This is a genomic window from Vibrio sp. 1F263 (assembly GCF_041439035.1).
GTDB lineage: Bacteria > Pseudomonadota > Gammaproteobacteria > Enterobacterales > Vibrionaceae > Vibrio > Vibrio tasmaniensis_A.
On record NZ_JBGONI010000005.1, the window covers coordinates 62,800 to 85,520 of the forward strand.

The window sequence follows — 22,721 nt, forward strand, 5'->3', positions numbered from 1 at the left end:
AACTCAGCTTAGTTGGCACAAAATATTAGAATGAGTTATCAGCGAGGTTTACATGGAACAGCTTGCCAAACAAAACAACAATATTGAACAACAAGCTAAAGCCGTTGCTGTTTCAAGCAACTGTAAATATCGAGCTTTAATCTTCAAGGTTTTAGAAAGCCTGCAATTCGCGACGCTCGAGATCATTGAGCGCGACCAACATTCGGTGTTCGGCGATCGAGAAGCAGACTTGAAAGGTAGAATCGTGATTCACGATGCAACATTTTTTAGAGATGTCGTGATTGACGGCAGTATTGGCGCATCTGAGGCCTACATTGATGGAAAATGGACAAGCCCAGCTCTCACCAAAGTGATTCAAATCATGGCTCGAAATCAATCTCAACTCGACGAGCTTGATGACAAGACACAATGGATTTCTCGCATCAAAAACCTATTGCTGCGTCGTAAGAATGCCAACACAGAGCAAGGCTCTAAACGTAATATTCTTGCGCACTACGACATTGGCAATGAGTTGTATGAACGCTTCTTAGACAGCTCGATGCAATACTCTTCCGCTATCTACAGCGGAGAAGCAGAAACTCTATCCAAAGCTCAGCAAAACAAAATGAAAACCATCTGTGAGCGATTAGAGTTGTCAGAGAAAGACAGCGTGGTCGAGATAGGTACCGGCTGGGGTGGCTTAGCGATATTCATGGCGCAACACTACGGATGCCATGTCACCACAACCACAATCTCAGATGCCCAACACGCGCTTGCAGAACAGAGAGTAAAAGCGCTTGGCTTAACCGACAAAATCACCCTGCTTAAAGAGGACTATCGCAACCTCACTGGTGAGTATGACAAGTTGGTCTCTATCGAGATGATTGAGGCGGTCGGACATGAATATCTACAGACCTTCTTTGAGAAATGTTCTTCACTGTTGAAACCATCAGGCAAAATGCTGATTCAAGCGATCACTATTGCCGACAGTCGTTACGACAAATATCGCAAAGGCGTCGACTTTATTCAGAAGTACATCTTCCCTGGCGGCTGTCTCCCTTCGGTTTCAGTGATGACCCAACACCTTGCGACCAGTACAGACCTTGTTGTCCAAGAAATCGATGACATTGGCCTGCACTACGCTCGAACGCTTAACGATTGGAATGTTGCCTTTGAAAACAGTTGGGAAGAGTTAGAGTCTCTCGGCTATTCAGAAGAGTTTAAGCGCTTGTGGATCTTTTATTTCTGCTACTGTGAAGGTGCATTCAAAGAGCGCGTGATCAGTACTCATCACTTAGTTGCTAGAAAACCTCGTTACTTTGGAGCAAAAGATGAAACGGTTTTGGATTATTAATCTCGTTCTGTTTCAAGCGACCTGGGTTTGCAGCGCGTTCTTTACCGCGCAAGCCCCGTTCGTGGCGCCACTGATTGTGGCCGTTCACTTCCTTCTCTCCCCTACTCGCAGTAGCGATCTGAAAATACTCATTTTATTACCTTTGGGGCTGTTGCTTGATAGCCTCTTACTTCACTTCGGCGTGTTTGCCGTCGATTCTGAAATTGCAAATCAATCTTGGTTCCCAGTGTGGCTAGTCTGCCTGTGGATCATGTTCTTAATCAGTTTTAACCACAGCCTAAATTGGCTTTTAAAATGCTCGAAAGTGATCTTGTTTGTCATAGGGTTCGTAGCAGGTACTAGTAGTTATTGGGGAGGCATCAAAGCAGGCGCCCTTCTGACTACTTGGCCAGACGCATCGGTGTTAGCTGCCCTTGCAATAAGTTGGGGGATTTTGTTGCCCTTACTGGTGGCCGCTTACTCCAACTTAGTACAACCCAAAATGGCAACAACGAGGTGACTTATGGCTTTTCCACGCAACCCTACGCAAGCGTTCAAATCTGAGAGCGATGTTAGTCGCGTTCGCACTCAAACAAGCGAGCAATCAAGAAACCGACTATTTAGCTTAGTCACCCTAACCCTCATTTGCGCAGCACTCCTATTTACCGGGAATGCCAAAGCTTCTGCTGTCGATGATTTAAACAAGCGTGGCCAAGGTGAGATGAGTTACTTATTTTGGACTTTGTATTCTGCAGAGTTCTACACCACGCCATCTAACTCTGAGCGTGCTTTGAAACTTGAGTACTACCGAGCAATTGACAGCAAAGACCTTGTAGACGCAACCAAAGACCAGTGGAGCAAACTTGGTTACTCCAGCAACAATATCCAACGTTGGTTGAAGCCTTTATACGCAATGTGGCCCAACGTTGAGGAAGGCAGCACGCTGACTATCCGAGTTGCTGAAGACAACGTAAGTCGCTTCTATTTCGATGAGCAACCCATCGGCACCATCCAAGACAAGCAATTTGGTGAAGCCTTTCTCGCGATTTGGTTATCTGAGAACACATCTGAGCCCGGTCTGCGCAAACAACTATTAGGTTTGAACAAATGAATCCAAAAACAACAATAACAAAATTTGCTTTGGCACTGTTTTCACTCACTTGGCTAGCGGGTTGTGGCTCTGCAAGTTTAGAAAACCACGTAGACACTACGCCAGAGCTCAAGCTAGAAACCTTTTTCAACGGCGAGCTAATGGCATACGGCATGGTACTAGACCGCTCTGGTAACCTACTACGCCGTTTTGACGCTAAGCTCATCGCTACTTGGGACGGAGACAACGGAGAAATCAAAGAGTGGTTCTCCTTTGCTGATGGTGAGCGCTCAACACGTGTTTGGAACCTAATAAAAACCGGCGAAAACACCTATTCTGGCACCGCCAATGATGTAGTCGGTACCGCTTATGGCGAGACTCTAGGTTCAGCGCTTTATTGGAAATATGACTTAGAAATCGAAGTCGACGGTAGCACCTATGAAGTGGTGTTAGACGATTGGATGTTCTTAATGGACGATAAACGCTTGTTCAACAAGACTGAGATGTCTAAGTTTGGCTTTAAAGTCGGAGAGGTCATCTTATACATCGAGAAGATTTGATGTAACTGCCGTTTCTAATTGTCAGTTTCCAATCGTTAACTTCATCGATAACTACAGTACGTAACAAAACAGCCCACAACGAAAATTGTGGGCTGTTTTGTTTAATCCCTCGAATAGCATACCTGCATGCTCAAGCCACTGTGCTAAGATGCGCCACCAGCATACAAATGGACTAGACTGACACTAAGCAGTCCCCATTTGTTTCGCTAAGCGTAGATTCCCTACCATGAATAATTGAAAAGGCTTTAAAGCATGAGCAAGTTGACCTCAGCGGAGCGTAAAGCTCGCGACAATGAACGTTTCTCACAACGCGTAAACGACCGCAGAGAAAAAGGTGAAGACGTAGTTGCTTACGCACTGACCAACAAAAAAGCTGTAAAATTCCTGACTAAGTCAGAGAAAAAACGTTTCAACGAAACGAGAGCGACTCTGCAAGAAGAGAAGCGAGTTAAAGAACAAGAAGAGCTTAACCGAATCGAAGACGCGTTCACGATCAAACAGTTCGACGACGAATAATCACTTATGATGACTCAAAAGCGCTGGCACTATGCCGGCGCTTTTACTTGTTAGTTCGTTATTTTTTAACGCTGTTATTTCTTACCAAACCAGTCGATTCTTAACGACTTTCCACACACTCTTATTCCCCCCCCCTACCGCTCAACCTATCAACCTATCAACCTATCAACCTATCAACCAGGCTATCGATCAACTTTAGCCATAGATCTCAGAAAATCTTAGCCTAGCCCCTTACTATCTCGAATCAACTCTACAAACTTAAGACAGTATGATTTTAATTACCGGATCAAGCAGCGGTTTAGGCGCAGCTCTCGCGAAGCAATATGCTAACGCCGCAACCGACGCTCAGCGTGTAGCCATTACAGGTCGCAACGCACAACGTTTAGCAGAAGTGGCGCAAGACCTACCAGCGAATACCATTAGCCAAGCGTGTGATCTATGTGACCCGCACTCCGTAAGCGAACTGCTTGATGCATTGCCAGAAACACCAAAACTGGTGGTTCACAGCACTGGCAGTGGATACTTCGGTAAGATAGAACAGCAAGATCCAGCGGCGATCAGTGACATGCTAAAAAACAATATCGAGTCCTCGATATTTCTGATTCGCGAGCTGGTTCAGCGTTACAAAGATCAACCCGTCACCATTGCGGTCGTGATGTCGACCGCGGCTCAAGGCGCTAAAGCAGAAGAGTCCACCTACTGCGCAGCAAAATGGGCAGTAAAAGGCTTTATCGAATCGGTAAGGTTAGAGCTCAAAGGTCACCCGATGAAAATCGTTGCGGTTTATCCCGGCGGAATGGCAACCGAGTTTTGGGGAACCAGCGGCAAAGCAATGGATACCTCAAGCTTTATGACCGCACAAGAAGCCGCTCAAATGCTGCAGCAGGCGTTAACCAGTACCGAGCATGGATATGTGTCAGATATCACGATAAACCGCGGTTAACGGCTAATGAGAGCAGCGAACAGGTAAACCGAGCTATTCCGCTAATTATTTGTGAGGGTGAGCACGAAAGTGTGCGACAATGCTCAGCGTAAATTCATATTCAAGGTTTATTATGAAACTTCTAGTTCGTAACCTATCGCGCTCTACTGCAGAGCAAGACATCCGTGTTCTATTTTCTGAGTTCGGCTCAGTAAAAGAGTGCAGCCTAGTTTTAGACCAAGAAACTGGCGAATCTAAAGGCTTTGCTTTTGTTGAAATGCCAGAGCACGAAGAAGCTAAAGCGGCACTAAACAAGCTGAACTTGTCAAAACTTGGCAAAAACACGATTCGTGTAAAAGTAGCTAACTCTTAATCGAGTAAACGCTTTATAAGCCGCATGGCTTAGCTTAACAACAGCACAGATGATAAAGCCCGTAACGATATTGCGCTGAAAAACGTAATATCGTTACGGGCTTTTTGCTGCTCGCGATTCTCTTTTCACACGATTCGAATACGCCTACAGCCCTTCATGTTCATCAATGGCACGCCTTGCTTCTACCATTGAACATCCAGATTCCATCACCAATTGAGCGACGGTCATTGAAGGTGTCGCGGCCAACAGAGATGCCAAACACACCACCGGTTTAGGCAGCACTTTGTCGATTGCGATTGCTATCCAATCGTCTTTTTCGTGAGTTAACATGGTTTTAAATTCAACGAGTTGATGCTCTTGAGCGACCAACAGCCAATTGCGCGAACGTCGCACTCGCTTCAACTGGCATCCACACTCAGTCGCATTCGCCATCACTTGGCTTTTATCACTCACACGATGTACAAAACTATTCAGTGGGACACTAAACATAACTCTCTGCCAACCAATCTCTACCAATCATTCAAGTGCTCTCGAACTACCACTCAACACTTCAATTTCATCTCAATAAAATCATGCTTAGGATTACACAGACACAAAAAAACCGCCAGTCATGCGCTAAGCAGCCTCGCGGTTTTTCGTTCTTTAGAGCCTAATGATCAGCATCAGCGGCTAAGCATTTTCAATTCAACATGGATAATCAGCAGCAGCTTTTTGAATTGCCTTTATCACAGCAGTTTGAACTCTCCTGACTTCCTCGCTCAAAGCCCTCAATCCCATCAGCCAACGCAGTAAATGATTGCTCAATATTGTTACGCGAGGTGGCGATGTTCATTCGCATAAAATGATAACTCTCAGCGCCAAACCAGCCGCCCGGTGTTAATCCCATTTTAGCTTGTTCAAACACCACGTTCTTTAAATCTTCTTCCGAGAAACCTAACTCAGAAAAATCAAACCACACTTGGTAAGTACCTTGCGGCTGGAAGACTTTTAACTGAGGAATGCGCTGCTCCGCAAATTCAGTAATCCATTTCACCGTGTCTTGCAAATACACCAACATGCCATCGAGCCACTCTCCACCTTTCTCAAAGGCAGCCACGGTTGCAAACGTACTGAACGCATTACCATGGTCAAGATACATCGCCACCACATTGGTTTTGAACGCTTCAAATAACTCATGATTGTTGGTGTACACATAACCATTTGAGATGCTGTGCATGCCGAAGGTTTTCGCCGGAGAGCCAATCAAGGCAATGACTTTTTCGTAATCAAAGCTGGTTAAGCTCGTAAAAGAATGACCTTCAAAAATAATGTCGGAATGAACTTCGTCGCTGATAATCAGCACATCGTGGCGCTTAGCGATCTCGATGACTTGTTCAATTTCTTGAGGTGTCCACACTCGCCCAGTCGGATTATGCGGATTGCAGAAAATCATCGTCTTCACTTGCTGTTCGATGATCTGTTGCTCCATACCATCGAAATCAATCTGATAACGCTGTCCGTCATTAATCAACGGGCTATTCACGACCTGACGACCTGCCTTATTTACCAAATTAGCAAACTGATGATACGCCGGCGTATGAATAAGCACACCATCACCCTCATTGGTAAACTGGCGCAGTAACAACGCGATGCCTGGTAACACTCCCGGAACCTGAACGAATTTGTCTGAAGACAGATTTAAACCATGACGCTTTGAATACCATTGAGATAGCGCCTCAAACACCGCCTTTTCATTGAACTCATACGAGTACACTCCACGCTCAACTAAGCGGTTTAGCTCTTGAGTGATCGGCTCTGCTACCTTAAAGTCCATGTCGGCAATCCAGTAAGGAAATACATCGACAGTGTTGTAAATGCTCTCTAGCATCTCTGGTTTGCTTTTGATAAACGCATGTTCACCGTAATTCGATGCACTGTTAAACGCTGTCATGGAGGGTTCCTCAAATAGTGTGTTTGGTTCTTTTGCAATCAACTGGATTGCCTGAATACCCTTAAGACGATAGCGAGATAAAAAGGACGAAGCTTTTAAAGAAATCTTGTGATTAATTAAGATTAATCTCGCATCTCGACCACAATTTCAGTCTTGACCGAATTCGCGATAAAGCAGTTTTTGTGCGCTAAATGATGCAGTTTGTCGAGCTGTTTGGCAGTTGGCTTCTTAGTGCCTAAGAACACAATATCAGGTCGCAGAGTCACCTTAGTGACCGATGAGCAGCCTGATTCATCTTCTTCCAACACACCAACAGCATCATCCACATAAGAGTCGATCACGTACTTCTGCTTTGCGGCAATGCCCAAAAACGTCAGCATATGGCAGCTAGAAAGTGCCGCGATAAACGCTTCTTCTGGGTCGACATTCGCTTCCACCGAAAACGGCAGTGGCACAACATGAGGAGAAGATGAAGCTGGCACAGTGATACCACCATCGAACTCCCACGTATGACCGCGACTGTATTGGTTGTCGCTAAAGGCTTCATCTTCCGCTTTTTGCCAGCGAATGACCGCTCCATATTCAGACATAATTAATTCCTTTTATATTGTGTAACGACTTAGCGGTCAGCAGGATGATTAACGCCATCATTGGTCACCACATCACCAATATCAAAAGGATTCACCCCTTCCAAGCAACCGATATTAAAACCATATTCATTTGGGCTTGAGCGGCGTTGGTGATGGGTATAGATGCCGCAGTTTGAGCAGAAGTAATGCTTCGCGGTATTGGTGTTGAATTGATAAAGCTTGAGATGCTCTGCACCTTTCAAAATCTTAATACCATCCAGCGCCACAGAGCCAACAACCGCCCCTCTACGACGGCAGAGAGAACAATCACAACGACGTGGCTTTTCTATCCCGTTAGGTAGGCTGAGTTCTAACTCAACTGCACCACAATGGCAGGTTGCCTTGTGAAAAGGTTGGATAACCGTGTTACCGACTACTTTCATTTCTCTCTCCATCAAGTCCTTGTATCGAACTATCTTAACGAGAACCATTTACCTTGTCCGTAACCAAGCTTTGAATTTAGCACTTTTAGAACAATCAGATTATCCATAAAATCTTCAATAATTCTCAGTCTTACAACGACATCGCCCTACATTAATAATCGTTAATCTAAGCACAACCGATCCTTAATCCTTATGCAAGTAAGCTCTCTCTATCAATAAAAATAGAGAGAGAAAAAACGTGAACATACTTGGATACTTACAAAAAATCGGTAAAGCACTGATGGTGCCGATCGCCGTACTGCCTGCCGGTGGTTTGATGCTAGGGCTAGGTTATGCCCTTGACCCATCAGGTTGGGGAGCTAACAGCGCCTTAGCCACCATACTCGTATACGGTGGTAAAGGCATTATGGATAACCAAGCGTGGTTATTCGCGGTTGGTGTCGCTTATGGTTTAGCAAAAGACAATAACGGCGCTGCCGCTCTCTCTGGCCTATTAGGTCTGCTCATCGTGGAAATGATCGTGGGTAACGTGAATGTTATCTCACAAATCACCGGTGTCCCTGTTGACCAAATGGGCGCATCTGAACTTATCGCCTCCAATGCAGCAGTGAGTGCATTCACTGGCATCATGATAGGTATTGTCGCCGCCACTCTATATAACCGATTCCACACCATAAAACTGCCTGCGGCTCTCGGGTTCTTTGGTGGCAAGCGCTTCGTTCCAATCATCACTTCTCTGGCCGCGATTAGTATTAGCTTAGTCATGGTTTATGTGTGGCCTGTCGTCTACGGAGCACTGGTCGAGTTCGGCATCTCTATTTCTGAGATGGGTGCGACAGGCGCTGGCCTCTATGGTTTCTTTAACCGCTTACTTATACCTGTTGGCTTGCACCACGCACTTAACCAAGTTTTCCTATTCGATTTAGTGGGCATCAATGACATTTCTAAATTCTGGTCGGGCACTGGCGAACTCGGTGTAACGGGTATTTATCAAGGTGGCTTCTTCCCTGTTATGGGTTATGGCTTACCAGCGGCATGTTTAGCGATGTACCACTGTGCTAAACCAGAAAACAAAAAGAAAGTCGGCGGTATTCTAGGTGCTTCAGCATTAACCGCTATCTTAACCGGCGTAACAGAACCGATTGAGTTTGCCTTCATGTTTGTGGCACCTGTGCTTTATGTTATCCACGCGCTTCTTGCCGCTATGTCGCTATACATTGCTGCTAGTATGCAGTGGATCGCCGGATTTACCTTCAGTGGTGGGTTAATTGACTTCGTGTTGTCTTACAATCTTCCGCTCGCAGTAAAACCTTACATGTTGATACTTCAAGGCCTGTTCTTTGCCTCGATTTACTACTCAATATTCCGCTTCGCTATCCTAAAGTTCGATTTAAAAACACCGGGACGTGAAGATGTAGGCGTAGCAGAAGTAAACCAAGTTTCATCGAATGAGAAAGCGGCGCAATACTTAAAAGCGCTAGGGGGGCATGCCAACCTAACCAGTATTGATTCATGCATCACAAGACTGCGTTTAACACTTAAAGACATCAGTATTGTTGATGAAGCGACACTGAAAGCGATTGGCGCAATGGGCGTGGTAAAGATTGGGGCTAACAACCTTCAGGTTATTATTGGCACAGAGGCAGAGGAGATTGCTCATGCGATGACTCAAATCCCTAAAAGCCAAGACCTAACATCGGTCCCACTTCCGAGTTAAACCCAGCGTCACTAAAACACAGCACACGTTGCGATTCACATTAAAGCACTCAGGCCAAAGCGATTCGCTTTGGCTTTTTTGCACTCTCAGCGTAAAGATATTATGGGAAAGAAACAGACAGGGTCTTAACAACGTGTAAGCACGAACAACCGCTTTTAAGGCGTTGATTAATCGCTAATTCAAAGACCATTTCGGAGTGATGACATGCCTTACGACAGCGGTATTATGTGCTTGCACGGTCACGGTTTAGTACTTAAACAATAGAACTGCTTTATGTCATAGACGTAGCACCCAACTGGCAATAAGCAACAATCTTGATATGCTGAGCGGATGGATTCGTGCCCGCGCGATATTAAAATGTTAGCCCTATTTTTGAACTCCAGCCTTGAATCACACCAATACGACCTCATGTTCATATATGTTGTGTGAATATAAGGAAGTCAACGATGTATGAACTAGGGCAAGTATTAAAAATTCAATATACAGGTTTTAAGCATTACGGCATTTACGTTGGTAATGATACTGTTATCCATAATTCTAAAACATTCCACCGAGTTGAAGAAATAGAATTAACCTCTTTCGCTGATAATAAAAGTATCCAAATAAGCTCTATAAAACCGGACAATCCAACGTTAGCGGTACAAACAGCGAGAAAATACTTAGGTATCCCTTACAACCTATTCTCAGAGAACTGTGAGCACTTTGTAAGGACGTCGTGTGGCCTAGAGAAAGAAAGCACTCAAGTACAAAAATATTTAATCTCAGCAATTGGTGTTGGTGCATTACTGAAATCAGACAATTCAGTTGTCCAAGCTGCTGGCGGTGCTGCTGCTCTGGCTTCAATGCTTACCCCAACAGAGCAAAGTCCTGTTAAAAATGTGGCTATAGCTACGTGCCTTGCTGCGGGCATTGCATTCTTAGCATCAAAATAGGACTAACAAGTCTATTAAAACACCACCAACGCTCGGCATTTTAGGTATTAATTGGCTTTGGTGTTTTTGGTGGTCTATCAACATTGTCGTAATGTGTTGTGGCGTATTATGGCGAGCGTTAGCTATTTAAGGAAAAATGATAGTATGAACGAGACGGATGTTAAGAGTCTGCTTATTGGTATTTTAGGGACTGTAATAGTGATGTTTGTTGTTGCAGTATTTAAAAAGTCGAGAGCTAAGAGCCTCAAAGATGACATTGATCTTATCGACTTTGAAATCGAACATCTTGGAAAAATCAGAAAGTCTAGTGTTGAAATGAGCCGCTCGTCTTTCAAAGGAATCTTTGCCATGTTTTTTCTTTTCGGCTTGGCTAACTTAATACCACTTGCATTTGATCTGGCTGGTCTAGGAAACCTTTTACGCATTCCACAAATCGCTTTACTTACTCTTTGGTCTGCGTTTGTCGGCGTCGCATATCGTTGGTGGAAAAGGTATGACAACCTTAAAAACTATCAAGAGGCGATTGCTAAACTAGAAAGTAAAAGGCTAGTTAAAGAGGCTAAATTGAAAAAATTGACTACATAGCTAATAAATAAGGATTAGGGTGTTGCGCAGCCAACACTAAATCCCGAGTGTTGAACAAGCCCGAAGCCACTTTATTAAGTAAATTGTACAATTGCATTTGAAGGGCACATCGCTTTGAGGCTTTTCTCAAGGCGAGCGAGGCCAAGATGAGGTTGCGATAGCAATCTTATCAACCAGCTAGTTATTTTTCGTTTCTTTCGGCTATGTGGGACGAGTTACTCCGACACGTGGTATCTCATGATAACGACTAGAGTTCATAGGTGGTGAAGCGCCGAACTGCACTAGAATCAGCATCAATTTGTCTCGGGTCGTTCACCTTGCTGCCTCAAGTTGGTAAATGTTGTTTTTAAAGGGTTTGTGGCATTTTAAGTCATGGGGTTACTCCAGTGAGTGACCATTGTTACAAGAGTATGGCTTGTTCTCGTTTTATGCAGGTGTTATGTGCTTTGGTGGAAATAAATATGAAAATCACAACGAGTCGTATCGAAACAGAAAGCATTGGGGATAAAGGTATATTCGAAACTTTATTCAGAGAGTATCTATCTGGATTCTCAGTTGAACTAGATCCCTCCGTAATTGCTCAGCTGTTTGCATTGCCTTATTTCCACGGATTCATCAGTTTTGTCGACAACAAGCCTGCCGGTTTTGCGGTTTGTTTTGAGTCGTTCTCAACTTATCGTGCGCAAAGGGTGATGAATATCCATGACTTTATGGTGTCGGATAGCTTTCGTGGTAAAGGTGTTGGCAAGGCGCAACTGAATGGTATCGAACAGTATTGTCGTGATAATGATTACCTCAAAATCACACTAGAGGTCAGTAATGATAATGTTGCAGCTAAAAATCTCTATAGTTCTTTGGACTACGAAGATTACAGGGTAGTTTTGAAAGGTCAGCAACATTGGCAGAAGTACCTCAATTAGCATGCACTTAACAGAGCTTTATGTGTCACTCTATGACGTAAATTTTTAAAATTTAACTTCTTAGTATTTGAAAATTAAAGGTAAGCAATATGAATGAAGAAATAACTATCGAGCATAACGGTAAGTCTGTAACTGCATCATATTCTGTTTTTGGAGATACTCTCAAAGTGTACCTTCCTGACGGTAGTACTCGAATAACTGAGTTGAGAGGTCTAGATTGTGAGTCAGCAGCTGAGCTACACCTCAAAGCATATTTGAAAAATACCTAATAGCGGCGTACAAGGAGTAAATATGAGTCAATTTGCTGCTTTAGATGTATTAAAAAAAAGAGCTATACGATCCGGATACTCTTATCGCGTTGGCCTTGATCGGTGCTGTTGGCGGCTGCATGAATACTAAAGTGATTTTTAGCTAGGTCGATACCGCAGAAATAAGAATGATCTAACATGGTGCCTCCGGTGCAATTAAGTACCATATAAGTGTGGCAGCTCCTCGGAAATAGAAGCCCATATCATTCGTTAGGGGAATGGTACTACTCGTATTCAGCCGTTCATAATGAACATGGGTTTTGAGCTAAACAGAGGCTATAAATTGTCAACCAAAGTACCAACTGAGCTAAAAGGTAAAGTTTGGCATTCGACAAGTATTGAGAATGCGATGAGCATAGTCAGACAAGGGGTCATCCTTGCTGAACCTGATATTGACCAAACAAAGTGCTGGGGAGGAAAAGCGGAACGTGTCCATCCGTTTGTAAGAAGTATTGGTGGAATTAGCTTATTCGATTTTCGTTTACCAAACTCTCATGTAAGTGAAATTTTATATAGTTTCATCCCATGTAAGAGTGGTTGCGCACAAACAGTTTGGTTTGAAATTGATGTATCAAGGTTAAGTGATTCGTTTTTGTCTGCCGATGAAACGAGAATACGTTGGAGAGAGTCCGGTATGAACCGACAGTATATGCCAAAACTCGAATCAACTAGTTTATGCCCCATTTCGACAAGTTATATAAACTCTATCTACATTAGTAGAAAAAACGGGAGATTTAGACCTGCTACCTTGGAAGCCTTTAACTAACGAATAAGGATTAAGGTGTTGGGCAACCTACAAAAGTCCACTAAGGTTAACGTTCAAAATAGAGACGAGCCCTTAACCCTGGGGTGTTATCTCTTAAAATAAGATGGGCATGGTGACGCTTTACTACGGCATCAACCAGAGACAAGCCAAGGCCATTGCCAAATTCCGTTCTACTTTTATCAGCACGGAACATAGGCCGACACACATTCATCTTGTCTTTATCTGATATCCCGATACCGTTGTCCGCCACCGTGACACCAAAGTAATCAACCACCACTTCAATTTCGCCCTTTTCCGGTGTGTATTTCACTGCATTTTCAACCAAGTTGAAGACAGCCCTAAACAGTAGGCTTTTATCACCCAATACTTCGCACTCTTGGTCTAGCCGACAAACCAAACTCTGTTGCTTCATTTCAGCAATAGGGCTGATAAACTCGATCGCATCTTGAGCTATTTTCCCAAGATCTACACGCTCTGTGGCGATCAACGTTTGACCGCTATTCAGCTTAGTGATCTCTAACATGCTATTGAATAGCGATAGAATGAGTTCCAACTCATCATGGCAAGCCGAGAATTGTTCTTGATGTTCGTCGGTCAATGTTGAATCCGATAATACCTCTTCTAAGCGTAACTTTAGCCGAGCCATGGGAGTGCGCATATCGTGAGCCATGCCTACTGTTAACGACTTCAATGACTCTTCATTTTTAGCCATTTGCTCAATCATGAAGTTGAGATGGATCGCCAAAATATCAAATTCATCGTCTTGTTTGGAAACAGGGATTTTTACGCTTTTTTCACCACACAGCACTCGATTCATCGCTTGGTTGACTCTTTCTAAACGCTTTAAGATCAGAACCGTAAAAAACAGAGCCGCGATCAGCATAACGGCAATAGGAAGTACAATGCCCGAAAATACAATCGGGATTAGAGTTTTTCGATACTCTTCTACCGCCTGTCTATCAATACCAATAACCAAGCGATGCGTATCTCCAATGCTAATGTTGGCGGTTTCAGACATAAGCGAAACAACAGGATAAGACGTGGTTAGTAAAGGGCTTGTTCGCTCAGAAAGGCGATAGTAAAAATTAGTGTCGGATGTTTGCTTTACGGCAAGTAACCTTTCAACGTCCTCTTTACTTTGATTGGCTGCATAACTGAATTCGGATGACTCATCTTGCAGCTGTCGAATGAGTTGTGCCCGATGGAACGCATCTGAGTCTTTGTATACCTGCCTAATCACGATGACATTAATCACTGTCACCAACACAAACAAACCGGCTAGAGTCTTAAATACAGAGGAACGAGTAAGGGAGTAATCATCGACGAAGGACATAACCAGCCCCTCTCACTGTATGAAGCAAATCAGGGCAACCTGCCTCTTCAAGCTTCCTTCTTAAATTGGCGACATGAACATCAATGACATTGGTTTTCGGGTCAAAGTGGTAGCTCCAAATAGCCTCAAACAAGCGCATTCTTGAAACAACTTGCTCACTGTGCTCAACGAAATACTGAATCAGTTGAAACTCTTTCGGCTGCAATTGGAGATCTTGGTTTTTACACACTACTCTATGAGCGCGTAAATCGATTTCTAAGCAGTCATATATCAAATTTGTCTCAGTAACGGGTTGACGTTTAGTTCTATTGATAATGATGTCTACTCGTGCAACAAGCTCAGCCAGAGCAAAAGGTTTTATCAGATAATCATCACTTCCTGCTTGAAGGCCATTCACGCGATCTTCCACGCTGTCCATGGCACTCAAAATTAATACCGGTAAATTTTCTTCTGTCGCTTTGATTGCAGAGAGAACTTTCATTCCATCCAAATACGGTAACATGCGATCAAGAATCACCAGTTGATACTCGGAGCTTAACGCCATCATTAAGCCTTTTTTGCCATCTTCTGCTTGGTCGACCGCATAACCATGTTCTTCAAGACCTTTGGCCACAAATTCTCTTGTGGTGGTGTCATCTTCGATAATTAGTATTTTCACTACTTCCCCCTTTATCGGAGATAAATATTATCGTAAACCAAACACTTATCGCCCAAAAAAAGAAAGGCTCGCGTGACTAATGCGAGCCAGATGCAACTTAGGGGGTAAACTGCAATTCGTTAATAAAGTTTATTTGATCAATAAAGCTTCAAAGTCACTATAGATCTATCGTCATTGAGGTTTCATTTTCAATAGATTAACGATAATTAATCTCTGCCTTATTTCTCGACCAAGTCATTAAAATTATCAAACAGATAATCCAAAAACAACCGGATACGCTTAGGCTGATACTTCTTGCTGATGTACACCACATTCAAGTCGGCACTCGATACTGACGTCGAGGTATTGAAGTTCTTCATGTAGCCATTAAGTAGCGTCACAAGGCGTTGGTTATTGATGTCGTCTTGTACATCCAGTACCGACTTAAGAGCAATGCCCTCTCCTTTTAATGCCCAGTAACGAATCACTTCACCATCGTCTGAGAATCGCTTTGGAACAACGGTAATCGACTTCTTCATGTCGTGGTCTTGGAAATGCCATGTCTTAAGTTCTTCATTGCTGCGCAGCATCGCCAAACAATCGTGCTCGACCAAATCTGGTGGTGTTAGCGGCGTTCCATGCTTGGCAAGATATTCTGGTGAAGCACACAACACACGTCGGCTTGGCGATAAGCGTCTAGAGATCAAGCTACTGTCGACCAATTCCCCATAACGGATCACGATGTCCATGCCTGATTCAGCGATATTCGATAGGTTATCGTTCAAATACAGATAGGGAATAACGTCTGGGTACTGCTGACAAAATTCCGACAGAATAGGAAGGATGTACTGCTTTCCGATGTCTTTAGGTGCTGCAATCTTTAGTGGGCCTTTAACCTCTTTAACGCCATTTTGAATCAGGTTTTCAGCCTCGCTGACGTTATCCAATATCTCCAGACACGCCTTGTGATACAGCTCCCCAGAGTCAGTTAAAGACACGTGTCTTGTGCTTCGGTTCAGCAGCTTCACACCATAACGCTCTTCCAACGCCTGAAGCCTTGCTGTCATGGTCGCAGGAGAAAGCCCTAACTCTCGCCCCGCCGCAGCTAACCCATGATGCTTAACAATGCTCACGAACATCGCCATATCTGAAAACTTGTCCATCCACCTCTCCTACTATTCAGTTAATCCGAATAATGATTTTATATTTTAACCAATTATCAAATTTAGTCGAATAAATATAATGGCAACCATCAGCAGAACACGCAGGAATTCAGAACATGAACAACGAACTTACAAACCAAGAAAAGCACACATTCGTCATCATTGGTGGAACATCAGGTATCGGCAAAGCATTAGCAATGCAATTGAGAAACGAAGACAACACAGTACACATTGCCAGCCGACACACAGGCGTTGATATCAGCAATGAGAAATCGGTTTGTGAATACTTCGAATCGATCGGTGCATTTGATCACTTAGTGATAACCGCGGGTTCATACGCTCCCGCAGGAAAAGTGACAGACCTTGCTATCGCAGACGCAAAAGCAGCATTTGATACCAAGTTTTGGGGAAGCTTAAACGTAGCCAAGCACGCCGCACGTTACATGACTCCAAACGGCTCAATCACACTAACCACGGGCATGCTGTCACGCAAAGTGGTTGCTGGTACTTACGTAAAAACCGCGATTAATGCCGCGCTAGAGAGCGTAACTAAGGTGCTTGCCAAAGAGCTATCACCGATTCGAGTCAACGCCGTCAGCCCCGGCCTTACCATGACTGAAGCCTACAAAAATATGGATGACTCAGCTCGTTCAACCATGTACGACAACGCGAAAAACAACCTACCAGCAGGCAAAGTCGGAGAGGCTAAAGATATCGCAATGGGTTATCTATTCGCGATTAACAACCCATACGTAACGGGGTCAATCATCGACATCGATGGCGGTGCTCTACTCGGCTAACACTCCGCAAAGAAGCAAAGAAGCAAAGAACAATCGTTAGGGCGTGTATGTAAACGTCCTAACAAACAAGAATTAACACAGGTACTTCACTATGAAATCAGAAGCGATCCATAAAGAAAAGATCCCATTCCAAGTTTGGATACTGACACTCGCAGCTTTTGCCATCGGCACCGCTGAGTTTGTTATTGCAGGCATCCTTCCACAAATTGCCACATCCCTTTCGATCACCGAAGGTCAAGCCGGATACCTAATCAGTGCTTACGCATTGGCTATCGTTATTGGTGGCCCGATCTTAACCATCTACCTCGCACGTTTTAACAAGAAGATGGTACTGATTGGCTTAATGGCTTTGTTCATCATCGGTAATATCTTGTCAGCCTTAGCTCCTAGCTACCCACTTCTACTTGCAAGCCGCGTTATCGCAGGCTTAGTGCAAGGTCCTTTCTATGGCATAGGTGCCGTTGTCGCGACCAATTTAGTGTCTGAGAAAATGGCAGGTCGTGCTGTTGGTCAGATGTTTGCTGGCTTAACGCTCGCTAACGTTCTTGGGGTTCCCGCAGGTACTTGGGTGAGCTTGCAATTCGGTTGGCACACCACCTTCTATACTGTGGCGGCACTTGGCACGATTGCGATGATTTCTATCCTGACATCTATCAAATCAACGGGTCACAGCGAAGCGAGAGACATCAAAACTCAGCTGTTGGCGTTCAAAAATCCAATGCTGCTTATCAGCTTGGCGATCACCGCTTTTGCTTGGTCTGGCTTCATGACGCTTTACGGCTACCTTGCGCCTATCGCTATGCACATCACGGGTTACGGTCAAGAATCAGTAACTTGGATCTTAGTGATTGTTGGCGTCGGCTTAATCATCGGTAACACCTTGGGCGGACGCTCTTCTGACAAAGATTTAGGCAAAGCATCGATGTTTTGGGCTATCGCGATGATCGTGTCATTGGTGGTGGTTGGCCTTGTGGTAGACAACAAAATCCTATTCGTTGCAGCTGCATTTGTCTTTGGTATTGCATCATTTGCGAACGTTCCTGCTATGCAGCTTCGAGTAATGAACCACGGTGGCGAAGGCCAAGAGCTAGCAGCAACCGCGAATATCTCAGCGTTTAACTTGGCCAATGCCTTCGGTGGCTTCTTAGGCGGCATGGTACTCGACAGCCAACTAGGCGCAGGAATGATTCCATTCGCAGCCGTTGTTGTCCCAGTGATTGGTTTGTTGCTTATTGCAAAAGCCAACCGAGCTGAAAAGCCACAAAACGACTCTATCTTCAACCCTGCGGAATCGAAATAGTGACCACCGCACGCTAAATCAATCAACACATGACCGACACAAGGTAAATACCATGAGCAAATTATTCGAAACAGCAGAACTCAAAGATCTAGAACTACAAAACCGTGTGGTTATGGCGCCCATGACACGCGCTCGCACTAGCCAACCTGGAAACGTGCCAAATGAAATGATGGCGACTTACTACCAACAACGTGCCAGTGCAGGGCTAATCATCACTGAAGCGACACAAATCTCAGATGACTCTCAAGGGTACTCATTCACACCCGGCGTTTACACAAGCGAACAAGTGAAAGGCTGGCAAGGTGTCACCTCTGCCGCTAAAAAACAAGGCGCAGCGATATTCTGCCAACTATGGCATGTGGGGCGCGTATCTCATCCAACCTTCCAAAAAGGTGAACTGCCAATCGCGCCTTCGGCACTGGCTCCGGTAGAAACTCAAGTTTGGATTTCTGATGAGAATGGAAATGGCAACATGGTGGATTGCATTCAACCAAGAGAAATGACCCAAGCCGATATCGATCGTGTGGTTCAAGATTTTGCGGAATCAGCAAAAAAAGCGGTCGAGGCAGGGTTCAATGGCGTCGAGATCCACGGTGGTAATGGCTACCTTATCGATCAATTCTTAAGAACAAATTCAAACAAGCGCACCGACAACTATGGCGGCAGCCGCGAGAACCGACTTCGTTTTCTAATCGAAGTAGTGGATGCAGTCATTGATGCGATTGGTGCCGATAAAGTGGGTGTACGTTTAGCCCCGTTTATCACCTTCAAAGACATGAATTGTCCAGACATCGTGCCAACGATTTTAGAAGCGTCAAAGGAACTGCAAGCACGTGATATCGCTTACTTGCACCTATCAGAAGCAGACTGGGATGACGCGCCTGTGATACCTGAAAGCTTCCGTGTAGAGCTAAGAGAACTATTCTCTAACACAATCATCGTCGCTGGCAGCTACACACCAGAACGCGCCGAAGAAGTGTTAAGCAAAGGCTACGCCGACCTCGTCGCATTTGGTCGCCCATTCGTAGCTAACCCAGATCTCGTATCACGCCTACAAAACGGCAGTGAACTATCCGATCTTGATGGCGCCACTCTGTTCGGCGGCAACGAAAAAGGCTATACCGATTACCCAGCGCTGGCGGAGTCTCACACTACATCGTAGAAGAATGCTTAGAGAGTAATATTCACTGAAAGCGAACCCTTGAAAACTATGATAGACTAATTCTGCCAAATTAAAGTAAATCTAGCTCTTGCAGCTAGACAAAAAGCCACGTCATGTGGCTTTTTTATTATGAATTGAATATTTCCTGAGTTAATTGAGTCAACTTCTCACATTTCACATAAGCTTCTAATAATCGAACAGGGTCCTGATAGTGGCAGTGAATCGTCGCATATCGAGGAATACATTCATCTACAGAACGAACATCAACGCCTCTTTTTGCAACATGTGCTGACTTTAGTTTTTGCGTGCTACCTGGAAATATGAAGTGATTAGATACAGGAGTATCTTTTCCTTCAAGCTCATGAATTGCCTGCTGGTAGAAAAACTGTTTAACTAAATCCGACCAGCCAGGAGCAGTCGATGGTGAAGTCGCGCCGTAGTATTTTGCGTCGACGACTGCAAATTTGTTCTCTTGTTCATGCTTCAGAACGGTATCTGTCCTCTGACCTTTTTGAGCTACGGTAATAAAATCACCTTCATTCGTCTGGTAGATAGGAACAGGTAACTTGCTATTTACTGGATATTTACCAATCAAACACTGATCGAGCATTGACTCCCATAAGTTGTGAAATTTACGCACACCAATTAATACACAGTTAACCTCATTGCCCTTTTTTACTCTAAGATATTTGATTAGGGCTTTTATCAAAAACATATCTCTTTCAGAATAACTAAGCTGCAATTGCTGTTCAAGATATAAGAGTTTGGCTTCAGTACTCCCAATGGAACTAACAAGAGACTCCACTTTCAGGTCGGAATGAGAAAAAGTACCAAACCATAAAGATCCATAATCTGATAGTAATTCTTTGACAACCTCTGCATGTATCTTCGCTGTTTCACAGTGTGTAAGGTACTTAGCACGAGATGAGTGTAATTCCAAATAAACAGATCCACTATTAGCCGGATATGATGAACTACGTGCAATAGTACGCGACCAATTAACTTTCCCAGAATTAACTGTATTCTCTTTCACTCGACGTACATATAAGCCATTCGATCGATAGTCATCAATGAGCGAGATCGCTAAAGATAAGGCACGACCACCTATCACTTCAGTACCGTTCTCTTGAGCATAAATGCCACTATCTTTATCTTGATAATATTTTAGTAGAGCTTGGACCAGATAATAGCCAGCAATGCCACCATCTTCTATTGATACAAGATGGTTACGCGGTAAAAAAACAGCTATACCATCGCTGTAAGGCACTACTCCACAAAAATGTATCCTCCTCATATCAGGGGCAATCAGCCCCTGATTTTGCAACTCATCCAATACGCTTCGAGGAATCGATGGGTCTTCAAGGAAACTACGATCAGATAAGTACAATATATTATTCAACTGCATTTTCTAGTGCCTCAGCCACCTCAATTTTTCGGCCTTCCTTTTCAATTTTCTCTTCAATTAACAAATTAAATACAGCCATATTTTTTTTGAATTCGCTTGATAATTTACCGAACGTTTTATATTTAGAAGAGAAAATTTTTGTATGCCCTAAATGACGAAGTACATCATCCCAAAGATAAACAAACACCTTACTGCTAAGGGTTTCTTTTGCCGATTCAGCTGTTTCTATTTCATCTTTTTTCACAAAGAAAGGACCTAGTAGGCGATCTTCAGCAACGTGAGCTTCAACCAATACATCATTAATGATTGAAGCAAAATTTGGCCAAGAAATTCTATATACACCACTTTGAGTTGATAAGTGAAAGTCGTAGTTTGGGACATCGACATGAGAAAAATCAATATCAATAAACTTGAAACGCCAGCGTCGTTTGAATGCTGTATCTAAAGGCATTACTGCCTGATCACTACTGTTCATAGTGGCTAATAAGGAAAGGTTAGCCGGTATTTCCAACTGTTTAATATTTGCTATACCGACCTTATCAAGAGATTGGTTGATGTAAGACAACATGTCAGGGTCTGACGCATCAATCTTGTAAGTACTTTCACCATCATCCTCTCTATCCAATAGTTGGAATAGCTCCCCAAAGACAGCAGCTGCCGGTGCTCGGTTCAACTCTTCAATTACTAAGCAGACATGTTTAGACGGGTGAGATTTCGCTTCTATTAGTGCTTTAGTAAACGGCCCTGGTCGGAATTGGTAAGCAACGTAGGGTTTTCCGTTTTCATCTGTTGCCATGTTAGGTTTAAGGGCACCAACAAAGTCACTGTACTGAGTGTCAGGGTGAAAAACCGTCACGATTTTATTAGCACCATCACACTCTACATTATGAATGTGATGGCTCTTACCTGTTCCAGGCGCACCATAAAAGATTTTATTGCTCGCACCGGTAAATGCAGGGGCTTTCAAGTCAAAGCGAAGAAAAGACTTAAAGAAAAACACATCATCATCTTTCTGAATAGACATGTTGTTCCACAGCCTAGAGATAAGATCAGAGACACTTGCTCTTAATTCATCAGTATCAAGTAAGCCTGTTTTAACATATACATACTGGTGTGAAGGTAAATGATAGTGAATCGGCTCTTCAACATATTCTGCGTGACCCAATATAGAGGTAGGTCTAAACAAAAATGCTTTATCGATTGATCCCCAATCAGCAAACCCTGATGAGGATGGAGTTAATTCAGCATCCAATTTACCTTGCCATCCAAGTGTCGATAAGATCCTAAACATCAACTCATCGCCACTTGTTGACCTAAAGAGGTATGGAATAGCTGGAGAGTAGTTATCCATAAGAGCTTGGTAAGCTGATGGGGATTTGGAGAACGCATAAAGCAAATCACCAAGTACACCAGAGCTTGCATCTGGGACAGGCAACGCTTTCAGCAAGATTGAGCTCATAAAATCATCTTGTGAACGATATTTTTTCCCTTTAGTTTTGTCATCGTTAATAATATCTTTCCCGCCCAATCGATTAGCTTTCAAACGGAATGCATTTAAAAAATTATCTCGGCTATAAGGATCTAACGAGGTTAATACTGGGTTTGATGGTGAAGAGCTATTAATTAAATTATGAAAATCAACTGCTGTCTTTACCGAGCTTTTTACTTGGTCAAAGACAGCCATGTAGTTACTAAGCAGAGAAACTAAAGGTTGGAGCTTTAGTGCATATAGGAAGTAGTGGCTAGGAATATAGCAATGGTTTTTATTGTTTGTAATCTTAATTCGAGCTGAATGCTCGAAGATCTCAAGATCCAAGTCGAGGTTACTAAAAGCACTCTTGACCTCTTCTGTAAACGAAAACTCATCAAAATGCCAGCTTGACTCCGACTCACTCTTATACCATTCACCAACCGTGTTAATTTTTGAAAGCATTACTTTCTAATTCCTAAATAAAAATACAGCTACCCTAAGGCAGCT

Annotated in this window: 24 protein-coding genes; 15 read left to right on the plus strand and 9 right to left on the minus strand. The window is 43.7% G+C overall.

All coding sequences use genetic code 11. The features are described 5' to 3' along the window. Window positions 1–52: 52 nt before the first annotated feature. The 7 genes from ACED25_RS04935 (at window position 53) to ACED25_RS04965 (ending at window position 4,773) form a co-directional block, all read left to right on the plus strand. Entirely contained in the window at window positions 53–1,333 is a 1,281-nt protein-coding gene (locus tag ACED25_RS04935; protein WP_371694764.1) for a class I SAM-dependent methyltransferase, read from the plus strand. After that, entirely contained in the window at window positions 1,311–1,832 is a 522-nt protein-coding gene (locus ACED25_RS04940; RefSeq protein ID WP_017082959.1) for a DUF2878 domain-containing protein, read from the plus strand. The genes ACED25_RS04935 and ACED25_RS04940 overlap by 23 nt, the downstream gene beginning before the upstream one ends. A gap of 3 nt (window positions 1,833–1,835) precedes the next feature. Further along, window positions 1,836–2,423: a chalcone isomerase family protein gene (locus tag ACED25_RS04945; RefSeq protein WP_171314214.1), complete on the plus strand. Its 588-nt coding sequence runs from the start codon at window positions 1,836–1,838 to the stop codon at window positions 2,421–2,423. Continuing rightward, a complete protein-coding gene (locus ACED25_RS04950; RefSeq protein ID WP_371694765.1) occupies window positions 2,420–2,962 on the plus strand; it encodes a DUF3833 domain-containing protein in 543 nt (180 codons plus the stop codon). The genes ACED25_RS04945 and ACED25_RS04950 overlap by 4 nt, the downstream gene beginning before the upstream one ends. A gap of 252 nt (window positions 2,963–3,214) precedes the next feature. Next, window positions 3,215–3,478 (plus strand): hypothetical protein, encoded by a 264-nt coding sequence (locus tag ACED25_RS04955; RefSeq protein WP_017061275.1) that lies wholly within the window; start codon window positions 3,215–3,217, stop codon window positions 3,476–3,478. A 268-nt stretch (window positions 3,479–3,746) separates the two neighbouring features. Then, window positions 3,747–4,421, plus strand: a complete 675-nt coding sequence (locus ACED25_RS04960) for an SDR family NAD(P)-dependent oxidoreductase (RefSeq protein ID WP_371694766.1) — start codon at window positions 3,747–3,749, stop codon at window positions 4,419–4,421. A gap of 112 nt (window positions 4,422–4,533) precedes the next feature. Beyond that, window positions 4,534–4,773 carry an RNA-binding protein gene (locus ACED25_RS04965; protein WP_004732698.1) on the plus strand — a complete coding sequence of 80 codons (240 nt, stop codon included), beginning with the start codon at window positions 4,534–4,536 and terminating at the stop codon, window positions 4,771–4,773. Between the two features lie 144 nt (window positions 4,774–4,917). On the opposite strand, the gene ACED25_RS04970 is transcribed toward ACED25_RS04965, so the two are convergent. The 4 genes from ACED25_RS04970 to ACED25_RS04985 all read right to left on the minus strand — a co-directional run bounded on the left by ACED25_RS04970 (window position 4,918) and on the right by ACED25_RS04985 (window position 7,715). After that, window positions 4,918–5,262, minus strand: a complete 345-nt coding sequence (locus ACED25_RS04970) for a ribosome recycling factor family protein (RefSeq protein ID WP_371694767.1) — start codon at window positions 5,260–5,262, stop codon at window positions 4,918–4,920. A 208-nt stretch (window positions 5,263–5,470) separates the two neighbouring features. Then, a complete protein-coding gene (locus ACED25_RS04975; RefSeq protein WP_371694768.1) occupies window positions 5,471–6,703 on the minus strand; it encodes a MalY/PatB family protein in 1,233 nt (410 codons plus the stop codon). A 122-nt stretch (window positions 6,704–6,825) separates the two neighbouring features. Next, a complete protein-coding gene (locus tag ACED25_RS04980) occupies window positions 6,826–7,293 on the minus strand; it encodes an OsmC family protein (RefSeq protein WP_371694769.1) in 468 nt (155 codons plus the stop codon). A gap of 29 nt (window positions 7,294–7,322) precedes the next feature. Then, window positions 7,323–7,715, minus strand: a complete 393-nt coding sequence (locus ACED25_RS04985) for a GFA family protein (RefSeq protein WP_371694770.1) — start codon at window positions 7,713–7,715, stop codon at window positions 7,323–7,325. A gap of 238 nt (window positions 7,716–7,953) precedes the next feature. Here ACED25_RS04985 and nagE point away from each other — a divergent pair, with 238 nt between their 5' ends. The 5 genes from nagE to ACED25_RS05010 all read left to right on the plus strand — a co-directional run bounded on the left by nagE (window position 7,954) and on the right by ACED25_RS05010 (window position 12,943). Then, window positions 7,954–9,432, plus strand: coding sequence for an N-acetylglucosamine-specific PTS transporter subunit IIBC (gene nagE, locus ACED25_RS04990; RefSeq protein ID WP_371694771.1), 1,479 nt, complete (start codon window positions 7,954–7,956; stop codon window positions 9,430–9,432). 446 nt (window positions 9,433–9,878) lie between these two features. Further along, window positions 9,879–10,364, plus strand: a complete 486-nt coding sequence (locus tag ACED25_RS04995) for a lecithin retinol acyltransferase family protein (RefSeq protein ID WP_122046522.1) — start codon at window positions 9,879–9,881, stop codon at window positions 10,362–10,364. Between the two features lie 144 nt (window positions 10,365–10,508). Further along, window positions 10,509–10,949 (plus strand): hypothetical protein, encoded by a 441-nt coding sequence (locus ACED25_RS05000; RefSeq protein WP_371694772.1) that lies wholly within the window; start codon window positions 10,509–10,511, stop codon window positions 10,947–10,949. A 461-nt stretch (window positions 10,950–11,410) separates the two neighbouring features. Further along, window positions 11,411–11,869, plus strand: coding sequence for a GNAT family N-acetyltransferase (locus ACED25_RS05005; protein WP_162924253.1), 459 nt, complete (start codon window positions 11,411–11,413; stop codon window positions 11,867–11,869). A 555-nt stretch (window positions 11,870–12,424) separates the two neighbouring features. Then, a complete protein-coding gene (locus ACED25_RS05010; RefSeq protein ID WP_371694773.1) occupies window positions 12,425–12,943 on the plus strand; it encodes a hypothetical protein in 519 nt (172 codons plus the stop codon). Window positions 12,944–12,989: 46 nt separating this feature from the next. Here ACED25_RS05010 and ACED25_RS05015 read toward each other — a convergent pair whose 3' ends face one another. The 3 genes from ACED25_RS05015 to ACED25_RS05025 all read right to left on the minus strand — a co-directional run bounded on the left by ACED25_RS05015 (window position 12,990) and on the right by ACED25_RS05025 (window position 16,076). After that, on the minus strand, window positions 12,990–14,276 hold the full coding sequence (locus ACED25_RS05015) for a sensor histidine kinase (protein ID WP_371694774.1): 1,287 nt from the start codon (window positions 14,274–14,276) through the stop codon (window positions 12,990–12,992). After that, the gene (locus tag ACED25_RS05020; protein ID WP_139683619.1) at window positions 14,260–14,934 is read right to left on the minus strand and encodes a response regulator transcription factor; all 675 of its coding nucleotides are present in this window, start codon (window positions 14,932–14,934) and stop codon (window positions 14,260–14,262) included. The genes ACED25_RS05015 and ACED25_RS05020 overlap by 17 nt, the downstream gene beginning before the upstream one ends. Window positions 14,935–15,152: 218 nt before the next feature. Continuing rightward, on the minus strand, window positions 15,153–16,076 hold the full coding sequence (locus ACED25_RS05025) for a LysR family transcriptional regulator (RefSeq protein WP_371694775.1): 924 nt from the start codon (window positions 16,074–16,076) through the stop codon (window positions 15,153–15,155). A 116-nt stretch (window positions 16,077–16,192) separates the two neighbouring features. Between ACED25_RS05025 and ACED25_RS05030 the strand changes: the two genes are divergently transcribed. The 3 genes from ACED25_RS05030 to ACED25_RS05040 all read left to right on the plus strand — a co-directional run bounded on the left by ACED25_RS05030 (window position 16,193) and on the right by ACED25_RS05040 (window position 19,338). Beyond that, complete coding sequence (locus tag ACED25_RS05030; RefSeq protein ID WP_135383502.1) at window positions 16,193–16,876, plus strand: SDR family oxidoreductase; 684 nt, start codon at window positions 16,193–16,195, stop codon at window positions 16,874–16,876. A gap of 91 nt (window positions 16,877–16,967) precedes the next feature. After that, window positions 16,968–18,176 carry an MFS transporter gene (locus tag ACED25_RS05035; RefSeq protein WP_371694776.1) on the plus strand — a complete coding sequence of 403 codons (1,209 nt, stop codon included), beginning with the start codon at window positions 16,968–16,970 and terminating at the stop codon, window positions 18,174–18,176. A gap of 52 nt (window positions 18,177–18,228) precedes the next feature. Next, a complete protein-coding gene (locus ACED25_RS05040) occupies window positions 18,229–19,338 on the plus strand; it encodes an alkene reductase (RefSeq protein WP_371694777.1) in 1,110 nt (369 codons plus the stop codon). Between the two features lie 127 nt (window positions 19,339–19,465). On the opposite strand, the gene ACED25_RS05045 is transcribed toward ACED25_RS05040, so the two are convergent. Both ACED25_RS05045 and ACED25_RS05050 read right to left on the minus strand, forming a co-directional pair. Then, complete coding sequence (locus ACED25_RS05045) at window positions 19,466–20,743, minus strand: LlaJI family restriction endonuclease (protein ID WP_371694778.1); 1,278 nt, start codon at window positions 20,741–20,743, stop codon at window positions 19,466–19,468. Continuing rightward, entirely contained in the window at window positions 20,730–22,427 is a 1,698-nt protein-coding gene (locus ACED25_RS05050; protein ID WP_371694779.1) for an AAA family ATPase, read from the minus strand. The genes ACED25_RS05045 and ACED25_RS05050 overlap by 14 nt, the downstream gene beginning before the upstream one ends. Between the last annotated feature and the right edge of the window lie 294 nt (window positions 22,428–22,721).

What these genes read in the sequence shown, in the direction of transcription:
- ACED25_RS04970 (WP_371694767.1), bottom strand. Translation starts at nt 5,262, where the DNA reads ATGTTTAGTGTCCCACTGAATAGTTTTGTACATCGTGTGAGTGATAAA.
- ACED25_RS04935 (WP_371694764.1), top strand. Translation starts at nt 53, where the DNA reads ATGGAACAGCTTGCCAAACAAAACAACAATATTGAACAACAAGCTAAA.
- ACED25_RS04945 (WP_171314214.1), top strand. Translation starts at nt 1,836, where the DNA reads ATGGCTTTTCCACGCAACCCTACGCAAGCGTTCAAATCTGAGAGCGAT.
- ACED25_RS04975 (WP_371694768.1), bottom strand. Translation starts at nt 6,703, where the DNA reads ATGACAGCGTTTAACAGTGCATCGAATTACGGTGAACATGCGTTTATC.
- ACED25_RS05045 (WP_371694778.1), bottom strand. Translation starts at nt 20,743, where the DNA reads ATGCAGTTGAATAATATATTGTACTTATCTGATCGTAGTTTCCTTGAA.
- ACED25_RS04980 (WP_371694769.1), bottom strand. Translation starts at nt 7,293, where the DNA reads ATGTCTGAATATGGAGCGGTCATTCGCTGGCAAAAAGCGGAAGATGAA.
- ACED25_RS04940 (WP_017082959.1), top strand. Translation starts at nt 1,311, where the DNA reads ATGAAACGGTTTTGGATTATTAATCTCGTTCTGTTTCAAGCGACCTGG.
- ACED25_RS04995 (WP_122046522.1), top strand. Translation starts at nt 9,879, where the DNA reads ATGTATGAACTAGGGCAAGTATTAAAAATTCAATATACAGGTTTTAAG.
- ACED25_RS04955 (WP_017061275.1), top strand. Translation starts at nt 3,215, where the DNA reads ATGAGCAAGTTGACCTCAGCGGAGCGTAAAGCTCGCGACAATGAACGT.
- ACED25_RS05050 (WP_371694779.1), bottom strand. Translation starts at nt 22,427, where the DNA reads ATGGCTGTCTTTGACCAAGTAAAAAGCTCGGTAAAGACAGCAGTTGAT.
- ACED25_RS05010 (WP_371694773.1), top strand. Translation starts at nt 12,425, where the DNA reads ATGAACATGGGTTTTGAGCTAAACAGAGGCTATAAATTGTCAACCAAA.
- ACED25_RS05035 (WP_371694776.1), top strand. Translation starts at nt 16,968, where the DNA reads ATGAAATCAGAAGCGATCCATAAAGAAAAGATCCCATTCCAAGTTTGG.
- ACED25_RS05025 (WP_371694775.1), bottom strand. Translation starts at nt 16,076, where the DNA reads ATGGACAAGTTTTCAGATATGGCGATGTTCGTGAGCATTGTTAAGCAT.
- ACED25_RS04960 (WP_371694766.1), top strand. Translation starts at nt 3,747, where the DNA reads ATGATTTTAATTACCGGATCAAGCAGCGGTTTAGGCGCAGCTCTCGCG.
- ACED25_RS04950 (WP_371694765.1), top strand. Translation starts at nt 2,420, where the DNA reads ATGAATCCAAAAACAACAATAACAAAATTTGCTTTGGCACTGTTTTCA.
- ACED25_RS05005 (WP_162924253.1), top strand. Translation starts at nt 11,411, where the DNA reads ATGAAAATCACAACGAGTCGTATCGAAACAGAAAGCATTGGGGATAAA.
- ACED25_RS05000 (WP_371694772.1), top strand. Translation starts at nt 10,509, where the DNA reads ATGAACGAGACGGATGTTAAGAGTCTGCTTATTGGTATTTTAGGGACT.
- ACED25_RS05015 (WP_371694774.1), bottom strand. Translation starts at nt 14,276, where the DNA reads ATGTCCTTCGTCGATGATTACTCCCTTACTCGTTCCTCTGTATTTAAG.
- ACED25_RS04985 (WP_371694770.1), bottom strand. Translation starts at nt 7,715, where the DNA reads ATGAAAGTAGTCGGTAACACGGTTATCCAACCTTTTCACAAGGCAACC.
- ACED25_RS04965 (WP_004732698.1), top strand. Translation starts at nt 4,534, where the DNA reads ATGAAACTTCTAGTTCGTAACCTATCGCGCTCTACTGCAGAGCAAGAC.
- ACED25_RS05030 (WP_135383502.1), top strand. Translation starts at nt 16,193, where the DNA reads ATGAACAACGAACTTACAAACCAAGAAAAGCACACATTCGTCATCATT.
- ACED25_RS05040 (WP_371694777.1), top strand. Translation starts at nt 18,229, where the DNA reads ATGAGCAAATTATTCGAAACAGCAGAACTCAAAGATCTAGAACTACAA.